This is a genomic window from Nostoc sp. (assembly GCF_036917415.1).
In the GTDB taxonomy this organism is placed as follows: domain Bacteria; phylum Cyanobacteriota; class Cyanobacteriia; order Cyanobacteriales; family Nostocaceae; genus Nostoc.
Genome location: NZ_JBALDJ010000048.1, coordinates 1 through 19,499, shown reverse-complemented (window position 1 = coordinate 19,499; position 19,499 = coordinate 1). Strand labels below are relative to the sequence as shown.

Here is a 19,499-nt window from a genome sequence, read left to right as displayed (position 1 = left end):
AGTGCTAACCCGTCGTTAAAAACAAGAGATTATGACTGTTGCAACCCAATCCGCCAAAGAATTGTCCGTCGAAGAACTGGCTATTAACTCGATCCGCTTCTTGGCTATTGATGCCGTAGAAAAAGCAAAATCGGGACACCCAGGACTACCAATGGGCGCGGCTCCGATGGCTTTTGTCCTCTGGGATCGCTTTTTGAAGTTTAATCCCAAGAATCCCAAATGGTTTAATCGCGATCGCTTTGTCTTATCTGCCGGTCATGGCTCGATGTTGCAGTACGCCCTGCTTTACTTGACAGGCTATGACAGTGTAAGCATTGAAGATATCAAGCAATTCCGTCAATGGGAGTCTAAAACCCCTGGACACCCCGAAAACTTCATGACCCCAGGCGTGGAAGTCACCACTGGCCCCTTGGGTCAAGGAATTGCCAATGGAGTCGGTTTAGCGATCGCCGAAGCGCACCTGGCCGCTAAATTTAACAAACCCGATACCAAGATTGTTGACCATTACACCTACGTGATTGTGGGTGACGGTTGCAACATGGAAGGAATTTCTGGTGAAGCTTGTTCTTTTGCAGGACACTTGGGATTAGGCAAACTCATCGCTCTGTACGACGACAACCACATTTCGATCGACGGTTCCACAGATGTGGCATTCACGGAAGATGTTTCCAAGCGGTTTGAAGCTTACGGCTGGCACGTCCAACACGTCGAAGATGGTAACACGGATTTAGAAGCGATCGCCAAAGCAATTGAAGCGGCCAAAGCTGTTACCGATAAGCCTTCTTTCATTAAAGTAACAACCATTATTGGTTACGGTTCCCCCAATAAAGCAAACACTGCTGGTGTTCACGGCGCTGCCCTTGGTGGAGACGAAATAGAATTGACTCGCAAGAATTTGGGTTGGGAATACGAACCTTTCGTAGTTCCAGAAAACGCCCTCAACCACACGCGCAAAGCAGTAGAACGCGGTGCAGGCTACGAAGACGAATGGAACAAGACCTTTGCTGACTACAAAGCTAAGTATGCCCAAGAAGCGACTGAATTTGAACGCTACATTAGCGGCAAACTGCCCGACGGCTGGGATAAGGTACTACCCACCTACACCCCCGAAGACAAAGGACTGCCCACCCGCAAACACTCAGAAACTTGCCTCAACAAATTGGCGGCAGTTTTACCTGAATTGATTGGTGGTTCGGCTGACTTAACCCACTCCAACCTTACCGAAGTCAAGGGCAAGGGGGACTTCCAAAAAGGGCACTACGAAAATCCCAACATCCACTTTGGTGTGCGGGAACATGGTATGGGCGCAATCTGTAATGGTATAGCATTGCACAGTTCAGGATTAATTCCCTACGGTGCTACCTTCTTAATCTTCACAGACTATATGCGTGCTGCCATCCGCTTATCCGCCCTTTCCCAAGCTGGTGTGATTTGGGTGATGACTCACGATTCCATTGGACAAGGTGAAGATGGTCCCACGCACCAACCCATTGAAACTCTGGCTTCCTTGCGAGCTATTCCTAATTTAACCGTGTTTCGTCCCGCAGACGGTAACGAAACCTCTGGTGCTTATAAAATAGCGATCAAAAAAGCCAAGCAAAACGCTCCGTCTCTGTTGGCGTTTACCCGTCAAAACGTCCCCAACTTGGCAGGTACATCGGTTGAGGGCGTGGCGAAGGGTGGATACACCGTGGTGGATAGCGAAGGTACACCTGATATTATTTTGATTGGAACTGGTTCAGAACTGAGCCTCGCCGTCGGCGCAGCCGAAAAACTCACGGCTGAAGGCAAGAAAGTCCGTGTTGTCTCGCTACCTTCATGGGAACTGTTTGAAGCACAGGATGCGGCTTATAAAGAGTCCGTTCTGCCGAAAGCTGTCACCAAGCGTTTGTCTGTAGAAGCTGGTAGCAGTTTCGGTTGGCACAAATACGTGGGTACTGAAGGCGATTGCGTTAGTATCGATCGCTTTGGTGCTTCGGCTCCAGGCAATGTTTGTTTAGAGAAGTTTGGCTTTAGCGTTGATAATGTGTTCGCTAAGGCTAAACAATTGTTGGGTTAATAGCAACACAATATTCTCAAAATACTATTGGGTGGGCCTTTCAGTCCACCTTTTTTTATGCAAAGGGGCGCTGAGTGAGATTGTTTATAATTCAATACGGTTCAGTTAAGCATTTTTTTCTTCTCTTTGCGTCTTTTGCGGTTCGTCAAAAAAATTGATTTTGGCAAAGAGTTTTAACTTCAACTAAGAGGTTGTTTGAAAAGGGTTGGCTTGAGCCTCAAGTATGACTCAGGGGCGCGATCTCAAATCCCAAAACTCTGATTCTCTCGTAGCAGTTTCTTGGTAGTCAGGGTAGTGAAACACACGCTTGAGGACTTTTCAAACATCCTCTGAACTGTATTGGTTTATAATTGAGGTAATTAGTTAAATATTGGGGGGAAGTTATGCAAGAAGTTTCTAGCTATCATCAAGAACTTATCAATCGGATATCGCCAATTGTGGAAAATTTATTTAAAGGTAATAGTTTATATGAGGTAAAGTTAAATCAACTGGAAATGAGCCAAATGTTAGTTGAACTATTTGGGCAATTCTCACAAGAAGAAATGAGGGAAATTAAAGATGATGATTTGATAGATAGAATAGATAGTATTTTAATTTTAGAGGCAGTTTCAGGTACGTTAAACGATTTAACACCGGAGCAAATCAAAATGTACGATGAAGCAGTAAAGCGAAAATAGACAAAGTGACTTATTTATTAGATACAAATATTGTTAGTTACATTTTAAAGAGAAATGTAATTGTAGATCAGAAGTTTCGGGAAGTCCTGCGTCTGAAACAAGATGTGTTTATTAGTTGCATAACTTACTATGAAGTAAAACGAGGTCTTTTAGCTATCAATGCAACTAGACAGTTAGTTGAGTTTAATAAATTTTGTCAAGTATATAAAATTATATTAATAGATGATTTAGAGATTATTGAACTAGCATGTGAAATATATGTGGACTTACAACGCAGAGGGTTTACTATCCAAGAGCAAGATATATTGATAGCGGCTACAGCGATCGCACGCGGTTTAATTCTCGTTTCCAATGATTCTGATTTGCTGAGAGTTGAAGGACTAAGCTTGGACAATTGGGCAAGAAAAGAACTTTGAGTTAGCAGTTATGAGGAGAAAGCGATCACACCCATAGCTTGATTGAGCCTAAATTTAAACACCAGTTTTTGAAAGCTTCAAATCTTATTTACGTTATTTTTTTTTAATCTAGTAAGCACTAGCTTTTGTGTAGTTTAGGTATAAGACATCTCTATTACGTGTCTTTTGCAGTATTACGTATATAATCACACTTAAAATATTGATTATATACGGTTTACTATAAATATTTAATATAGAGCCTGTACAAGTAAGTCAAAGATTATGCAGACCAAGCCTTGATGGTGCAAGTTGACTAGGGTTGAAAAGAAAACTTTCCCGAATATGAAATTTTTTACCGATTTACACCCCTTAATTTAACGGATAGGCTAGCGCACGCTCGTCTAAAATAAGACACATTCGGTGTGATCGACCTGATGGCGACTACACCAAGGAATGACCAAATACATAAACCAAGATCAATTCAAATACGCCATGACCAAAGAAGGTCATAGCAAGGAGTTTGTAATTATGATCGAGAACACAGCTAATGCCGTTGAAGTTCTTCAGAAACGGAATGCTCGTTATTTCTACTCCAGTCCTTATTGGACTGAGCGAGTAGATAGAGCTATCGATACTTTGCTTCGTCATCCTCACTCCAGAAGGAAGCCATATCATCTAATTAAAAATGCGTTGAGCGATGCTAGAAAAGTGATGCATCGCCGCAGCCAAATTTGCCCAATTGCTGAAGTAAGAAATACTGAAGAAGATACTCAACTCCAACAATCTGTTGAGAATCTAGCTGACTCATCAGCAAATTCTGTAGAGTTCATTCTAGGCATAATAGACTGGTTAAACAACGCTCCTCCTAACAGCAATTACCGGACTATCTTATCTCTCCTCATGCAGGGTTATGAAGCAGAAGACATAGCTATACATCTTGGTCTTACTGTTAAACAAGCTCGTGTTCGGATCAGTCAAGCTCGCAGACGAGCCAAAGCTCTTTGGAAAGAGGATACGAATGTTTGAGCTTCTTCAGCAGTAACAGGCAGAATCAGCTACTTTACAAACCTTCCAAATTATAGAAGGGTATCACTAAAAATTCGCCAGAAATTAACAAAATTAGTCATCTGAATATCAGAGGAAAAAGAAAATTATGAATCAAGCTGTAACTTCGCCTCAAAATAACACAGCAGAATTAATTCAGGTCGATAAAGCCCTAGAAAGTATGCGTGATTCTGGCTTTGACCTAGCAACGGCAGGAGGTGAAGTCATTGACAACTCAATTGAAGCTAAAGCACAATTTATCCGAATTCATACTGTAGAGGGTACTGTAGCTAATGAAGTTACGACGACTGCCAAAAGTAAAACCAAGTTTTCCAAAGCTATTAAAGCGATCGCGTTTGCTGATGATGGTATTGGAATACCGTATGATACATTACCTCATGTATTAACGCTTGGTTTTTCGACCCGCTACAATCAGCGTGATGGTTTAGGTCGATTTGGTGTAGGAATGAAGCTTGCTGCGATTAGTCAGGCAAGACGAATAGACATTTATACCCAACCTTTGGGTAGCAATCAAATATCCCATGCATACCTTGATTTGGATCTGGTTGCATCAGGTCAGCAGGTTTATATTCAGGCTGACATTCTTGATGCTTATCCCCCTGAGTACAGTGACTTAATGCAACACCCAAAGAAAGGTACTGCCTTTGAGTCCGGCACATTGGTTATTTGGTCTAAAGTTGACCGTCTGACTGAAGGTGGTAAGTATGGTTCATCTCTTGATGAACGCCGCATAGGCTTTATTAAATTTCTTGCTCGTGCATATCGCAAGTTTATTGACCAAGGGCTTTATATTGAAATCAATCAATCTCGTATTACTCTTCACGACCCATTATTTCTACTGGAGAACCCGCGAGTAACACAGAACTTTGGTCGTGATCTTAGAGCAGAAATTATACAGGAGACAAAGCCTGAAGAAATTTCTATTGATGGTCATGAGGTAAAGGTTACTGTCACGCTCTATCCAAAGGAATTTCGTAAAAAACGGGGGCCTGGAGGTAGAGAACATAGAGATGAAAGGTTTGAAGGCTTAAATATCCCCGATAATCAAGGGCGAGTTAGTCTACTCCGAAATGGTCGAGAAATTTATTACGACATCATCCCTCGACTATTCCCACGAAGGATTGATAATAATGACCCATATCGTTTTATTGGGGTAGAAGTTAGCTTCCCTGCTGCCTTAGACGAGTATTTACAGGTTCGACACGTCAAGCGGGGTGCTGAACCAGTATCGAAACTCCGTGAGGAATTGCGTAAGTTCTTGGAACGACCAATTAATAAAGCATTCAAAGATATACAGGCACTTTGGGTTAATACTGAAACACAAGAGCAAAACGTTTCAGATGCACACGATTCAGCTCATGCTGCTGTCAAACAAGCAGAGCAAACCTCACCTCAAGGCAAAGGTGGCATGAATATTAACCCAGAGACAGCAAACCAAATTGTCAACAATTTACTAAATGATATCGGAGTCAACCCAGATACAGACCCAGAGAAAGCAGAAGAAGTCAAACAAAAAATACATGATCTGCCCATTACAATATTTGATTCAGGATGGTCTGGGAAGGAACTTTTTGAAATCGCTCATCTAAATGGTAAAGCGATCATTACATACAATCACCGCCATCCTTTTTTCCGAGAAATTTACGATCCCATCAAAGAATTAGCAGGTCAAGCTCCTACAGAAATTAGTTCGGAAGATGCAATTAGGCTTGCTAGGAAAGTTGAGGTAGCCTTAGATGCTCTGTTTATGGCTTATGCTAAAGCTGAGAATATGCACTCTGACCCGGATAGTGTTTATGACGACTTGCGGAGCTACTGGGGTTTACACGCAAACTCCTACACTCGTGAAGCACTACGTGACAAATAACTAATCAATCAGAAGCAACTGAACTACCAGAAAAAGGAGCAAAAGCCCCAGATTGTTTTTTTGTGGCAAATGTATCGCCAACTTTAAATGATTATATTAAGCCTGCTGTTCTTATGTACTTTGGCAAGAATATAGCAATCCTAAATGAGTCGTGAAAAATATAGATAAGGAAACGAACCGCTGTAGAGACTTAGCAGGGCTAAGTCTCTTTTTTACCAGATGCCTATTAAGATTTGTCTTTATCCCGTTAAAAGTGAAGGTTGCTACAGGGGTAATATTATTTACTAACTTTTTTTAGTTAAACTTAAATTTTCTATGATATATTGATGTAATAAAAGATACCAATAATTTAAATATCAAAACTTAGTATTATGTCTAGTCAAGAACAAAATTCCAACAAAGCATTAAAGCAAACGCAGGCTAGCCCAACAAAGAAGAAGAAAATACAACCTCCCCCAGATATCAAAAAACCAAATAAAACCGAATAAAAAGCATTAGAGTTACTTGCAGAGACTTAAATTAAATTAAGTTTCTGCAATTTTATCAAAAATAAATCAGCTTATTTATTTTTTGCTTGAGTCTTTGCCTGTTCTAAAGCTATTTCTTTGATTGCCTGATAAGAATTAACATTTGAAGTACCTTCAATAGCTTTAACTGCCAAATCCTGAACTTGTTTGAGAGCAGATTCAAGTTGTTTAGAAAGATTTTGAATCCGTGTCTCTTGATTAGTAATAGTTTGTTCTAGAGATTGCAGTCTTTGTTCATAGAAACGCTTTTGCCCTTCCACTTCCTTAGAATATAAATCTGATTTTACTTTAGCTTGGTAGTGGGCGATTCCTTTGCCTTCTTCTGTAGCTTTTTTGATGGCTGCTTCTTTATCTTTTGGAAAAGCCTCTACCTTGGCTTTTAACTCTTCAAATTGTTTCTCTCTCTCAGAAATTGCTTTCTCGCGTTCAGCCCACTGCTTTTCTGTTTCTTGTAGTGATTCTTCCAGTTGCTTATATAGCGCTTTCTGCCCTTGTTCGTATTCATCATTTTGCAGTTGTCGCTGGAGTTCTAAATTATACTTATACTCTGTTGCATCGCGTTGCCGAGTTTTATTTAAGTTTTCATTGCGTTCTTTTATCGCCCTTTGCTGTTCCTCTTGTTCTTTTACCCAAGTATTTCTTTGCTCTAGTATTTCTTGGAATAACACTTCAGAACGTCGGCTATATTCTTCCTGATAAGCTTTAGTATTATCTTCATAGGCTTGGATGAGAGTATCCAAGATATCATCAGAAATTTCTAAATTATGCAGCTGTATTAATTGTTGGATTTCTTCTTCTAAAGTTCGCCTAATTTCTTCTAGTTTAGAGGCTTTTGTGGTTAGCTGTTCCGATAATTCATTAGCAGCACTGCCAAAACCTAATTGAACCTTCGCCAAGCTTTCAATTGTATTGTTCATTTTTTGTTGGATACTAGAAAGCTGATTCATAACTGTTTTTTGTTCTAATTTAGGCTGTTCTTTAGTTCCAGACTGGTTTTCTTTGGCAACTTTATCGAGTTCTGATTTCAGTGCTACTTTTTCTTTTGCTAACTCCTCATACGCCTGAAGAATTTCTACTTTAGTATTCTTATCAGTCGGTTTTTTCCCCACCACAACAAACCTCCTCTTCAGGAATTAAAAATAATTAAGATGCTACGAACTCACAACTATTTAGGGTTAGAACTACCAAAAGCCCTCATAGCTAAGTCTTGTGCTTGTTTTAATGCAGTTTGCAATTGAGCAGAAATGCCTTCTATTTGCTCAGATTGTTTCTTAATTGTTTCTTCCAGAGATTGAATTTTTTGTTCATAGCTCTGTTTATTAGATTCCCATTCTCTTTCAAATAAATCAGCCTCAATTTTAGCTTTTTGGCTTGTTTCTTTAATTGCTTCTTCTCTAGCCTTCTTAACGGCTTCTTCCAGTTCGCTAGGAAATGTAGTTACTTTTTGTTGATAATCTGCAAAGAGTGGTTGGCGTTCAGCGAAGATTTTTTCTCGTTCTGCCCAATCTTTCTCTTTATTTTGAGAATTTTCTTGTATTTCCCTTTGTTGTTGGCGCTTTATGCCTTCGTAGCTGTCTGTATTGAGTTTACGAGTAGTTTGTAACTTATACTGAAATTCTTCTTGTTGTTGCTGGCGATCTTTGGTTAATGAATCATTGTATGATTGGAGTTTTTCTTCATACTCTGCTTGCTCTTTTTGCCATTCTTTCCGTCTAATTGTAATTTCTTTCTCTAGTACTTCCCTTTTGCTAATAGTATCTTGTTCGAGAATTTTTAGTTTTTCTTGGTGTTCTTGACTTAAAACGTCTAGAGTATCCGCTACAACTCTAATTTGTTGCAGTTCTTGTAGGCGTTGAGTTTCAATTTCTATAGCTCGGTTTAATTCATCTAACTTGGAATTTTCCTGAGTTAGTTTTTCAGATAATCCGTTGAGAATACTGCCAAACTCCAATTGTAAATCAGCTAAACCTTTGACAATACTATCAACTGTATATGCAGAAGCTGCTTGCAGAATTCCTTGACTTTTTGCTTTTTCTGCTTCCTCTTGTTTGGTTGCTATTTTAGATTCAAGTTTTTTTCTTTGGATAATAATTTGTTGAAATGCTTGCATTAGTTGTTGTTTGCTGTCCTTGACTCCAACTGTAGTCATCTTCCAACTCCCTTCAATAGGCAAATTATTTATTGGGTAGCAAGCCATACCAATGACTACCCTATGCAGACATCAGAGTAGCCTGTGAATCAACATTTTTAACGCGGTGTAAATACTGAAATGATCTACATCTGAGACTTAGTGGGTACGAATTTTCCACATATATGTCTTTCTATTTTTCAGGTATAGTTTTCCCTTTAGGTCTTGATAGTACTTTTGTACTAAAATAAATATACCTAAATTAATTTCCTCTGTCAAGATAATTCTTCATGCAATAATGTCTTTCCATCTTGTGAAGACAGAATCGAAAATTTAAAGTCCTTAATTAAAAAAACTATTTAGAAGCTTGCAGGCACAGTTATTTATGATTTAGGAGACTGCTGTGGTGTATGTTACTTTTTGTAAAGAAAATCTAAAAGAATTAACCCTAGTAGAAGTGTGGTTGCAGTAAGGCGAGATAATAGATTTAATAATCCTAATTGATACAAGCACAGTCCTAGACTTTTGTGATATCAATGTATACCAGTGAATCGACCAAATACTCTGCCAGAACGGACATTGGACAAACCAGCCGTATTCTAGTAGTAGAAGATGAAGAATTAATTCAGGAAATGCTAGCTGTAGCTCTGGAAGAAGAAGGCTACGGGGTGATAACAGCTCGCGATGGGCGGTCTGCTATAGAGTATCTCAAAAGTTTTGAAACCAATTCAGGGGAACTTCCCTTCGATCTGGTCATTCTTGATTTGATGCTGCCGCAAATCAATGGGCTAGATATTTGCCGTTTACTGCGTCATCAAGGCAACCCAGTACCTATTTTAATGCTCAGTGCTAAGGGTAGTGAAACTGACCGTGTTTTGGGGTTAGAGGTGGGTGCAGATGACTACCTGACCAAACCCTTTAGTATGCGCGAGTTAGTTGCTCGTTGTCGCGCTTTACTCCGCCGCCAACGCCTAAGTAATTTACCACAAATACCTGTATTAAAATTCAAAGATGTTACTTTGAATCCTCAAGAATGTCGGGTGCTGGTTCGCGGTCAAGAAGTGAGTCTTTCTCCTAAAGAGTTCCGCTTGCTGGAACTGTTTATGAGTTACGCTCGCCGGGTATGGTCACGGGAACAGTTACTCGATCAGGTTTGGGGACCAGATTTCGTCGGCGATAGTAAAACTGTAGACGTTCACATTCGGTGGTTGCGCGAAAAATTAGAGCAAGACCCCAGTCATCCCGAATATATTGTGACTGTACGAGGTTTTGGCTATAGGTTTGGATAATTAGTTGGGATAGTTGTTAGTTTTTAGTAGTCACCAAGAAACTAACAACTCAAATGCTTTTATTGGGATTTTTTCTGGGTTTAACGGTAGGCATTGGGTTTTGGGTTTGGCAACAGGTTCAACTTAACCGCTACCTGGGGCGCTTATTCCGACCGCTAACCTCTCATTCTGACAAGATGGGACTGCTGCTGATTCCTGGGTTGCAGCAGAAAATAGCGATGGTGAAACAGCAGCAGCAAGATTTGCAACAGTCGTTGCAAACTTATCAAGACCTGCTAGATTTTGCCCCAGTGGGATATTTGCAGGTGGATGAGGAAAATCAACTACTGTGGTGTAATCGACAGGCGCAGGAAATTTTGTATCTGCAAAGGTGGCAACCAGAACAAGTGCGCTTGTTATTGGAGTTGGTACGGTCTTACGAACTTGACCATTTAATTGAGCAAACTCGCGATCGCCAAAAACCACAAACGGGAGAATGGATATTTCATCCATCTTGTGATGATGCAGCAGAGATGGCAACAATCAAATCTCTAGCTTTGCGGGCTTCTAGCTTGCCTTTACCCAATGGACAAGTGGGAGTCTTTTTAGAAAATCGTCAACCCCTATTAGATATAAATCAAGCACGCGATCGCTCTTTTTCCGATCTAGCACACGAACTCAGAACGCCCTTGACTTCGATTCGCTTAGTTGTAGAAACTTTACAAAACCGCTTAGAACCACCTTTAAATCGCTGGGTTAACCGCCTCATGCAAGAAGTTGATCGGCTGATTAACTTGGTGCAAAGCTGGTTAGACCTGACCCAAATGGAAGCAAACCCAAATATGCAATTGCAAGCTAAAGCTGTAGAATTGCGATCACTCATTGCATCTGTTTGGGAAACACTAGAACCCTTAGCACAACGCCAAAATCTGTCTTTTTCTTATTCTGGCCCAGAAAATCTTTGGATTAAGGCAGATAAAGCCCGGATTTACCAGGTTTTTCTCAACTTGCTAGACAATAGCATTAAGTACAGTCCTCCTGGTACAAGCATTTACGTTGAAGCGAAAATCTTATCAACAAAGGATAACGATCCTGCATCCTCAATTTTGGAAATAAGTCTTATTGATTCTGGAGTTGGGTTTTCGGAGGCAGATTTACCCCACGTTTTTGAGCGATTTTATCGAGGAGATAAAGCGCGAACTCATTCCCCCCAAGATAGTAACTCTATAGGAGCGATCGTTGGCAATGGATTAGGATTAGCGATCGTTGAGCAAATTGTAATTGCCCACGGTGGTTCAATCAAAGCGATGAACCATCCAGAAACTGGGGGTGCGTGGATGCAACTCCAATTTTCGGAAGTTATGGCAAACTCCGTAAGCCAAGACTATAGTTAGTAATATCTTCACCTTTGAGACAACAAGTGTGAAAGCTGTCGATTATACTCCCAATCCTCAAAGACCACAACTCGCACGCGCCATTAGGCGCTTAGAACGGGATGTATTACGCATGGGTGCCTTGGTAGAACAATCATTTCGCCTCAGCCACCAAGCGTTATTTGCTCGTAACTTAACAGCAGCTGAGGAACTCCCCCGATTAGATAAAAAGATTGATCGCTTTTATCGTCAAATCGAATCAGACTGTACGGCGATTATGACGCTACAAGCGCCTACAGCTCCAGATTTGCGCTGCTTGAGTGCCTTTATGCAGCTGGTGCGAGACTTAGAGCGCATTGGCGATTATGCTGAGGATTTAGCTGAGATTGCGATTAAAATTTTTCCTTACGCGCCTCATACGTCAATGCCCGATATTGAAGCTATGTCCCTTCACGCGCAGGCGATGCTAGCAACTAGCTTAAAGGCTTTGGGGGATTTTGATGAAGCCGGTGGACGCCGTTTAAAGCATCTGGATGATACTGTAGACGATGCCTACGATCGCGTTTATCAGACTTTAGCCCAACAACGGGATGTGCCTGGTGTAGTCGAGCCAATTATACTGCTGGCACTGGCAATTCGTTGTCTGGAACGTATGGCAGATCACGCTACGAATATCGGTCAAAGGGTAGCATATATTGTCACCGGTCAACGCTCCTAATTGATGCCGCCCAGATCCTCGACTTCTACCCTCCAGGAGTCTGCAAGAAGTCGGGGGATCTAAATCCAGCGATTTAGTAAGCGCCATTCCACCCTACTATCTTGATAATTATTTGCGCCTCCATACTTACTTGGTTTTCAGAAAATACCAAATAATTAAAAATAAGTTAATTCAATATTTTACTAAAAGCTTACCTATTCTTAAACTTACACAATTAAAGTAACAGATAAACAACTAAAAATTTTGGCTATATCTCACTGATAAATACCTTAAGCAAAAGTTGTTATCATTAGAAGATTTTGAGTTAGTCTCTAGCTCTGATTGAGAAGAATAGACTTTCAGATATACAGGTAGTTTTTAATACAAATTATTAGAGTTTCTTAATCATTGTAAATAGCGAGATTCCCTGATAATTATGTAGTTACGGTTAATGATGTATTCCACAAGTTCTACTTTAAACTCTTCTGCCTTGTCAAATAGCTCTGCTTTCAGCAGACAACTACCCCAGCAGATATTTACCCGTCGGGAGGTAATTCCACCTCACAATGACGTGCTTTGGCGGATTGAATACGGTGCAGTTCGTACCTTAACGTGGAGTGAAGATGGAACATTCATCACTCTCGGTTATTGGGGATTAGGGGATCTGATTGGCTATCCTTTGTCTAGAGTCAAGCCCTACCAGATTGAATGTCTCACGGGTGTGGAAGTAAGCATTGTGCCACCTCATTTGTGGCATCAGGATATTAATGCTTTGTTGTCTCATATTCAACAAGCAGAGGATCTATTAAGCATTGTGCATCGAAAACCAATTTCGCTACGCTTATGGCAGTTTTTAGTATGGTTAAGTGAAAAATTTGGACGTGACGTAGATAAGGGCAAGCTTATTGATTTAAATGTTACCCATCAAGATATTGCTGAAGTGTTAAATACTACGCGAGTAACAGTTACCCGACTCTTACAACAGTTAGAGGAAGAAGGAACAGTTTTACGTCACAAACGCCGCATTATTTTGCGCTTACCAAATAAATTAATTAAAAATTATAGTTCAGCAGTATGCTAACTAATTGCTTGTAATAATCACAGGATAAAGGTATAATCGTTGCTGTGATTGTGTGTGAAATCCACAAAACAGAAGTGCTTAAAGCATTTTCTCATGGCTGGATTATTGTAGGTGTGAGTGAAATTAAAAACATGAAAAAACGATTCTGGAATCTTTTTAAGGTTAGTCCGGTTGTATTAGCCGCTACATTTTTCGTTGCTAATAGTGCCTTAGCTGCTGAAGTCAACGAACAGGTAACAAATGTTGGTCAGTTATCTGAAACTCAAGAGTCTAACGACATGAGTCAGGTAACATCAGTTTCTCAGTTTTCGGATGTGCAGCCTACAGATTGGGCGTTCCAAGCTTTACAATCTCTAGTTGAACGCTACGGCTGTATTGCAGGTTATCCTAACAGTACTTATCGTGGGAACCGTGCTTTAACCCGTTATGAATTTGCCGCAGGTTTGAATGCCTGTCTAGACCGGGTTAATGAACTGATTGCTACAGCTACTGCCGATTTGGTTAGCAAACAAGATTTAGCTACTTTACAGCGCTTACAAGAAGAATATGCTGCTGAACTAGCAACTCTGCGTGGTCGTGTTGATGGCCTAGAAGCCCGCACTTCTGAGTTGGAAGCTAACCAGTTCTCCACTACCACCAAGTTGGTTGGAGAAGCAATTTTCGCCGTGTCTGATGTTTTTGGCGACACTAGAGCAGTTCCTGGTGGTGCTCCTACTCAAGACTTGAATTCTAACACCACTTTTAGCGATCGCGTTCGTTTGAACTTGTTGAGCAGTTTCACTGGTACAGACCAGTTGCAAATCCGTTTGAATGCTAACAATACCGTTTCTAATGTTGGTAACGTTGTTGGTGGTGTTGCAACCGGTACTGGTACTAACATGACCCGTTTGAGTTTTGATGGAGATAACGGCAACTCGGTTGTGATTGATAAAATCAACTACGCTTTCAACTTTTCTGACGCGGCGCGTGTCAAAGTTGACGCTAGTGGTGGTGAATTATACGAAAACGTAAACACCTTCAACCCTGATTTTACAAGCTCTGCTAGAGGTGCGCTCTCTCGCTATGGACGTTTTAGCCCGATTTACCGTCAAGGTCAAAATTCTGCTGCTTTGACTGTTACTTTAAATCCCAACAAAGCTATCAGTTTGACTGGTGCTTATTTAGCACCTTCAAGTGGTGCTGGTAACATCTTTGGTGCTAATAATTCCGGTCTTAATAATGGGCTTTTCGATGGTGATAACACCATCTTCGGTCAATTAACTTTCAAACCTAGCAAAGCCTTCAATATTGGTCTCACCTACGCCCGTAGTTACTTCGCTGGTAATGCAGCTAACAGTCTCTTCCAAGGAACAGGTAGCGCCTTTGCCAATAATCCCTTTGGGGCTGGTACTCGCACTGAATCCAATAACTACGGTATAGAAGCTACCTTCCAACTAGGCTCTACCTTGGCTATTAGTGGTTGGGGGGGTTATACAACTGCTGATGCTCTTACTGGTGCTAATGCGGGTACAGACGCAGATGTTTGGTACTGGGCTGGCTCGCTTGCTTTGAAAGACTTTGGTGGAGAAGGCAACGTTTTAGGTATCATCTTTGGTCAACCACCCAGAGTTACTGGTGGTAGCATCAAAAATGTCGCCGGCAATACTACCTTCGACGACAGTACTTCTTATCACTTAGAGGGTCTTTACAAATACAAGGTTTCCGATAATATTCAGGTAACACCTGGTTTGTTGGTAATCTTCAATCCAGAGCACAACGACGCTAACGACACTGAATACGTAGGGACTCTACGTACTACCTTCACCTTCTAAAATTGGCAAAGCTCAGAATTAGATAAACAAAACCCCACTTTTAGGTGGGGTTTTATTTAAAAAGAAAATTAGCTATGTAGGATTATAATCTGGCTGATTGGATATATCTTTTGGGGGACGATCGCTACTCCAAGCCCACCACACAGAACCACAGTGACAGTAGTAAAACTCTTGCCATTTGCGACGACGGTCTTCTGTAAGTACAGGCGATCGCCGATTTAGCCAAACTTTTTCAGCTTCTAGGCTACTTGAGTGGCAGTTAGGACAGCAAAAGTTGTATGCATGTATTGCCTTATTTGTCCATTCAGGTGGGAGGGTAGCAAAAGCGTCCATGTAGTTAACAAATATAGTCTTAATGGCAAGCCAAAACTTTGAAGTTTTGAATTTGGCGGCAAACGAATACTATAAAATCCCGCCACACTATCAAACTGCTTCATCAATATTTTTATGGCTCGTTCTGAATTTATTCAAGACTGCCAAAGCATCTCATAAATCAAAGGTTAACATGAAAACTTTATTTTTTACACACCTAGTTACTATGCACATTATGGCTAATAATTAAATTTATGGAGCCAAATGTTGAAATTCGCCGTTTGTTAGATGTGATGCCTGCTTCGGGTCGGATGACGACAAAAATCGTCAGTAAGCCAGAGCAAGCAAAAGTGATTGATGCTTCCTTTCCCCAACCCTGGAACCAAGCGCGACCGATATATATTAATTTTGATTTGTGGCGTCGCTTGCCAAAGCCGCAACGAGACTTGCTGCTGTTGCAAATGGTTAGCTGGTTGACGGGGGTGAAGTGGTTTAAACCCGACATTTATCAAGGTGTGGTGTTAGCTGGGCTGTTAGGCGGATTCTTGGAAGCAGCACAGTCAGATGTGGTGGGCGTTGCCGTAGCTGGGGGATTAAGTGCGATCGCTGCTTGGAGGATCTGGCGCACTAATAAATCTCAAGAGTCAGAGTTAAATGCCGATGCAGCCGCAATTAAGATCGCACAACGGCGCGGTTATTCAGAAGCTGAAGCAGCACAGCACCTATTATCTGCAATTGAAGCGGTAGCCAAAATTGAAGGGCGTTCCAGTTTCAATTTTACTGAGTTGATTCGTTGCCAAAACTTACGAGCGATCGCAGGTTTATCACCAGTAGGTATACCAGAAAGTTATGATAAGTAGAATAAATGTTTCTGCTGCCCATTTGTAGCAACATTTAAAGTCAAAGGTGTTTCTATCAGTTTTTGAGAGCGATCAATCAAAAACCTCTAAATTTTAGATGAAGTTTTGGTCTTGTCTCAGCATAATTTATCGCTTTTTAGAACTCCAGCAAGCTTTCAGTAACAACTGTGGCTTTGTGCATTTAGACCAAGACTTCTAATGTTGAGACAACAAAATGCAATCCATGAGGCTTCAACTGGCTGCAATCCATGAGGCTATTCTACACTGGAATAAGAGATGTGTGTTTAACTTACTTAGATATGAAAAACTGGGGAGTTTTGTCATACCTTCTCGGTGTTGCTTATGAGGTGATTACCTCGTGTGGCAAAACTTAACTTAAATTCTGTCAGTTACTAACGGAGTTGATAGGAATGGGTACCTTAATTTTTATTGGCTTGATAGTGGTTTACGGAGGCGGCGCTTGGAAGTTTTGGAATGGGTTTGGACGAACTAATTTTAATCCAACTTTCACCAATCGGATTGGTTTATCTTTGCTATGGCCAGCTTTGTTTATTACAAATCAATCTTATCGTCGAAACTTTAGAAAGGCGTTGAAGGGCTAAGGATTACTATTAAACCTAACGTCATCCGATCTAACGGTGGCATATATCTCAAATAAATATAAGCCAGCAACCTCCCTTCTCTAATAGAGAAGGGAGGTTGCTGCTTTTAGGAGGGAGAGGAGTTAGGGAGAGATAAGTGCGTTAACTGTTGGTAAAGTACTTCAGTTGATGAATTTAGGAATTATTTGTGATTGGTTAATAGATGGATTGCTCCACCTACAGCAGCACCATCAACAGCATTGCCAAGGGTATCTCTGCTATCGCCAGTGATTACACCAGTCAATGCACTAGTCCCTGCCCCGACACCGACATCTTGAGCAGCGTTCCGGTGACGGCGATTATGGGTGCTTCTCAGACCATTTGCACTATTGACGGCTGCGCCAGTCACACTACCCTTAACAGCATTGCCTAATACACTACCATTTCCCCTAACAGCTCCTGTTACCACATTGGTAACAGCCCCAATACCTACATCTCTTAGTACTTGGTCATCGGCAGCAGCGGGTTTTGCGGGAACTAAGGTGACACCAGCTAAACTGGCAGCCATCAAGCTGGGTAGAAGTGTGCGCTTTAGGATATTATTCATTGTCTTACCTTCTCAAAACATCAAACAATTTGCTAAAAACCAAAGTTACTGAACTCGGATAAAATCTGATTTTTTTATCTGAACAACAGCAACTATTTATTGTTTGAGAACATATATATAATCACATTTGTAAAGTCATAACTGCATCTACTGAAAGCATGAATATAGATTCAGTCCATAGAGGGCCTTGCTGATTTATTAAACTATACAAGGAATTGCACCTTGACAAAATGAATTCAATATGAAACACAGATTTTTTCCCACTAGCAAGGGATTTCTAATGAGAAATCGCGTAGTGTTTACCCTATCTATCTAAAGATAGTTGCCAAAATAATTAAACTAACTGGTCGGGGTTAATATTTAATTCTCTCAGTTTAGCAGCCAAGCGTTGCGTAGGCGTAGCCCGTCGGAGACATCGCTCCCATCCTGTATGTAGCAAATTACCCTGATTATCCCACCAGCGCAACCAGGGTGATTCTAAATTTTGATAGCGGTCTTGCCAAGAAAATGTCAAGCAAAGCTAGAAAAACCGAGATTCGGTGGAATATCCTGAATCCGCCCAGGCCCGATCGCTCGTAATGCTTCTTTGAGTAAAATATCCCCAGTATACAAAGCACGTCCGACAATCACACCAGTCACGCCTTGAGGTTCTAACGCTAACAAACTCAACAAGTCGGTGATAGAACTTACCCCGCCAGAGGCAATTATCGGGATGGAAATTGCTGCTGCAAGTTCTCGCAAAGCTTCTAAATTTGGGCCTGTAAGTGTACCATCCCGGTGGATATCTGTGTAAATTATGGCGGCTGCACCCAATTCTTGCATTTGTACAGCCAGTTGAGTTGCTAAAACTTCCGAGGTTTCTAACCAGCCGCGAGTTGCAACTAGGCCATTACGGGCATCAATACCGATAATAATCTGTTCGGGAAATTCTTCACACAGTTCTTGGACTAACTGGGGTTGTTCTACGGCGATGGTTCCAAGAATTGCCCACTGTATGCCTAGATTGAATACCTGTTGCACGCTGGTGCGATCGCGCAATCCTCCACCAATTTCAATCGGTACTGATACTGCTTGAGCGATCGCTTCAATTGCTTTTAGGTTTACTACTTTACCTGCTTTCGCACCGTCTAAATCAACTATATGCAATCTAGTAGCACCTTGATCTACCCACTGTTTGGCAATATCAGCAGGATTTTCGCTAAAAACTTGCGAGCGATCGTAGTCTCCCTGATACAGTCGCACACAGCGGCCTTCTAGTAAATCAATCGCTGGAATTACGTCCATTTAACTCTTCCTCATTGCAATCAAAACGCTAGCTATAGCTGAATTTACGATTTTTCATTTTTCATTTTTAATTGCCTTACAGCTTGCCCAAAACCCAGCACAAGCAAGATGTTAGAAAGCGTCAAAAATAGTTCTGCACCACCGTGCAACCAATCCACATTGGCCAAAGACTTGCCATAATGCAATACAGCATAAATCCCCGCCGGGATGGTAATGGCAACAAAAACGAGAGTGCCGTAAAATCCATACAGCGCTAAACGCGGCATTTGTGGACTGCGGCTGATAAACCACAAGAAACCCAAATAGGGAAACAGTGAAAGTGCAAACAGGGTTTCTTTAGAAATCATTGCTCTGATTTAATAGGTTTTGGTTCAACAGTGTTAACAGATTTGGTAGAACGCCAAATCAAATACGCGGCTGCCCAAAGTGTAAAATTACCAACTAAAGTCATGGTAGCTTGAAGCGTTACCAGCCATTCCAGAGATTCGGCGTTCTCGAAATAATGCCAGGTACAGGCACACATTGCGCTGACTAAAGCTGGTAACATGGCAAGGGATAATCCCCACCAGCTGCGGTTATTAGTGAGTTCGCCGTAAGTCCAGATTAACCAAATGGCGACAATCCACTCAATAACGCTAGAAACATGAATAATCCAGGTGGGAATCGATAAGGTGTGCATATAGTGGGGAGTGGGGAGTAGTCCTGTCAAGGTGATATGTAGTTTAAATTTCATTTTAGTTCAAACAAAATTTTCACTTGTTGTTTTAGAATTTTGAAAATTCCGAGTTCAAAAGCTCAACGTTCACCTTCAAAGGCTCAACGTTCACCTTCAGAGGCTCAACGTTCACCTTCAGAGGCTCAACGTTCACCTTCAGAGGCTCAACGTTCACCTTCAGAGGCTCAACGT

The 19,499-nt window shown here is 41.2% G+C and carries 20 protein-coding genes; 12 read left to right on the top strand and 8 right to left on the bottom strand.

The genetic code is table 11. The annotated features are described in order from the left end of the window. Positions 1-31: 31 nt before the first annotated feature. From tkt to V7K41_RS08500, 5 genes are all read left to right on the top strand, one after another. Positions 32-2,059: a transketolase gene (gene tkt, locus V7K41_RS08520; RefSeq protein ID WP_334847220.1), complete on the top strand. Its 2,028-nt coding sequence runs from the start codon at positions 32-34 to the stop codon at positions 2,057-2,059. 383 nt (positions 2,060-2,442) lie between these two features. Further along, a complete protein-coding gene (locus tag V7K41_RS08515) occupies positions 2,443-2,736 on the top strand; it encodes a hypothetical protein (RefSeq protein ID WP_334847218.1) in 294 nt (97 codons plus the stop codon). A gap of 5 nt (positions 2,737-2,741) precedes the next feature. After that, positions 2,742-3,152, top strand: coding sequence for a type II toxin-antitoxin system VapC family toxin (locus tag V7K41_RS08510; protein ID WP_334847216.1), 411 nt, complete (start codon positions 2,742-2,744; stop codon positions 3,150-3,152). Positions 3,153-3,659: 507 nt separating this feature from the next. After that, on the top strand, positions 3,660-4,157 hold the full coding sequence (locus V7K41_RS08505; protein ID WP_334847215.1) for a hypothetical protein: 498 nt from the start codon (positions 3,660-3,662) through the stop codon (positions 4,155-4,157). A 127-nt stretch (positions 4,158-4,284) separates the two neighbouring features. After that, the gene (locus tag V7K41_RS08500) at positions 4,285-6,063 is read left to right on the top strand and encodes an ATP-binding protein (RefSeq protein ID WP_334847213.1); all 1,779 of its coding nucleotides are present in this window, start codon (positions 4,285-4,287) and stop codon (positions 6,061-6,063) included. A 559-nt stretch (positions 6,064-6,622) separates the two neighbouring features. Here the strand turns inward: V7K41_RS08500 and V7K41_RS08495 are convergent. After that, entirely contained in the window at positions 6,623-7,702 is a 1,080-nt protein-coding gene (locus tag V7K41_RS08495) for a hypothetical protein (protein WP_334847211.1), read from the bottom strand. A gap of 53 nt (positions 7,703-7,755) precedes the next feature. Beyond that, positions 7,756-8,739, bottom strand: coding sequence for a hypothetical protein (locus V7K41_RS08490; RefSeq protein ID WP_334847209.1), 984 nt, complete (start codon positions 8,737-8,739; stop codon positions 7,756-7,758). Positions 8,740-9,254: 515 nt separating this feature from the next. On the opposite strand from V7K41_RS08490, the gene V7K41_RS08485 reads away from it, so the two are divergent. The 5 genes from V7K41_RS08485 (at position 9,255) to V7K41_RS08465 (ending at position 14,948) form a co-directional block, all read left to right on the top strand. Beyond that, positions 9,255-10,007 carry a response regulator transcription factor gene (locus V7K41_RS08485; protein WP_334847208.1) on the top strand — a complete coding sequence of 251 codons (753 nt, stop codon included), beginning with the start codon at positions 9,255-9,257 and terminating at the stop codon, positions 10,005-10,007. Positions 10,008-10,060: 53 nt separating this feature from the next. Then, positions 10,061-11,380 carry a PAS domain-containing sensor histidine kinase gene (locus V7K41_RS08480; protein ID WP_334847206.1) on the top strand — a complete coding sequence of 440 codons (1,320 nt, stop codon included), beginning with the start codon at positions 10,061-10,063 and terminating at the stop codon, positions 11,378-11,380. 28 nt (positions 11,381-11,408) lie between these two features. Continuing rightward, on the top strand, positions 11,409-12,077 hold the full coding sequence (gene phoU, locus V7K41_RS08475) for a phosphate signaling complex protein PhoU (protein WP_104906467.1): 669 nt from the start codon (positions 11,409-11,411) through the stop codon (positions 12,075-12,077). Between the two features lie 430 nt (positions 12,078-12,507). Then, complete coding sequence (locus V7K41_RS08470) at positions 12,508-13,137, top strand: Crp/Fnr family transcriptional regulator (protein WP_334847202.1); 630 nt, start codon at positions 12,508-12,510, stop codon at positions 13,135-13,137. Positions 13,138-13,268: 131 nt separating this feature from the next. After that, positions 13,269-14,948 (top strand): iron uptake porin, encoded by a 1,680-nt coding sequence (locus V7K41_RS08465; protein ID WP_334847262.1) that lies wholly within the window; start codon positions 13,269-13,271, stop codon positions 14,946-14,948. A gap of 72 nt (positions 14,949-15,020) precedes the next feature. Here V7K41_RS08465 and V7K41_RS08460 read toward each other — a convergent pair whose 3' ends face one another. After that, on the bottom strand, positions 15,021-15,281 hold the full coding sequence (locus tag V7K41_RS08460) for a hypothetical protein (RefSeq protein WP_104906465.1): 261 nt from the start codon (positions 15,279-15,281) through the stop codon (positions 15,021-15,023). Between the two features lie 233 nt (positions 15,282-15,514). Here V7K41_RS08460 and V7K41_RS08455 point away from each other — a divergent pair, with 233 nt between their 5' ends. Both V7K41_RS08455 and V7K41_RS08450 read left to right on the top strand, forming a co-directional pair. Then, positions 15,515-16,120 carry a DUF3318 domain-containing protein gene (locus V7K41_RS08455; RefSeq protein ID WP_292872981.1) on the top strand — a complete coding sequence of 202 codons (606 nt, stop codon included), beginning with the start codon at positions 15,515-15,517 and terminating at the stop codon, positions 16,118-16,120. Between the two features lie 410 nt (positions 16,121-16,530). Next, positions 16,531-16,722: a hypothetical protein gene (locus V7K41_RS08450; RefSeq protein ID WP_292872983.1), complete on the top strand. Its 192-nt coding sequence runs from the start codon at positions 16,531-16,533 to the stop codon at positions 16,720-16,722. A 181-nt stretch (positions 16,723-16,903) separates the two neighbouring features. On the opposite strand, the gene V7K41_RS08445 is transcribed toward V7K41_RS08450, so the two are convergent. The 5 genes from V7K41_RS08445 to V7K41_RS08425 all read right to left on the bottom strand — a co-directional run bounded on the left by V7K41_RS08445 (position 16,904) and on the right by V7K41_RS08425 (position 19,271). After that, complete coding sequence (locus V7K41_RS08445; protein ID WP_334847201.1) at positions 16,904-17,308, bottom strand: hypothetical protein; 405 nt, start codon at positions 17,306-17,308, stop codon at positions 16,904-16,906. Between the two features lie 334 nt (positions 17,309-17,642). Beyond that, positions 17,643-17,822, bottom strand: a complete 180-nt coding sequence (locus V7K41_RS08440; RefSeq protein WP_334847200.1) for a hypothetical protein — start codon at positions 17,820-17,822, stop codon at positions 17,643-17,645. Further along, positions 17,819-18,592: a 1-(5-phosphoribosyl)-5-[(5-phosphoribosylamino)methylideneamino]imidazole-4-carboxamide isomerase gene (gene hisA / locus V7K41_RS08435; RefSeq protein ID WP_334847199.1), complete on the bottom strand. Its 774-nt coding sequence runs from the start codon at positions 18,590-18,592 to the stop codon at positions 17,819-17,821. Before hisA ends, V7K41_RS08440 begins: the two co-directional genes overlap by 4 nt. A gap of 44 nt (positions 18,593-18,636) precedes the next feature. Beyond that, entirely contained in the window at positions 18,637-18,939 is a 303-nt protein-coding gene (locus V7K41_RS08430; protein WP_334847198.1) for a DUF3593 domain-containing protein, read from the bottom strand. Then, positions 18,936-19,271 (bottom strand): DUF2499 domain-containing protein, encoded by a 336-nt coding sequence (locus V7K41_RS08425; protein ID WP_334847260.1) that lies wholly within the window; start codon positions 19,269-19,271, stop codon positions 18,936-18,938. Before V7K41_RS08425 ends, V7K41_RS08430 begins: the two co-directional genes overlap by 4 nt. Between the last annotated feature and the right edge of the window lie 228 nt (positions 19,272-19,499).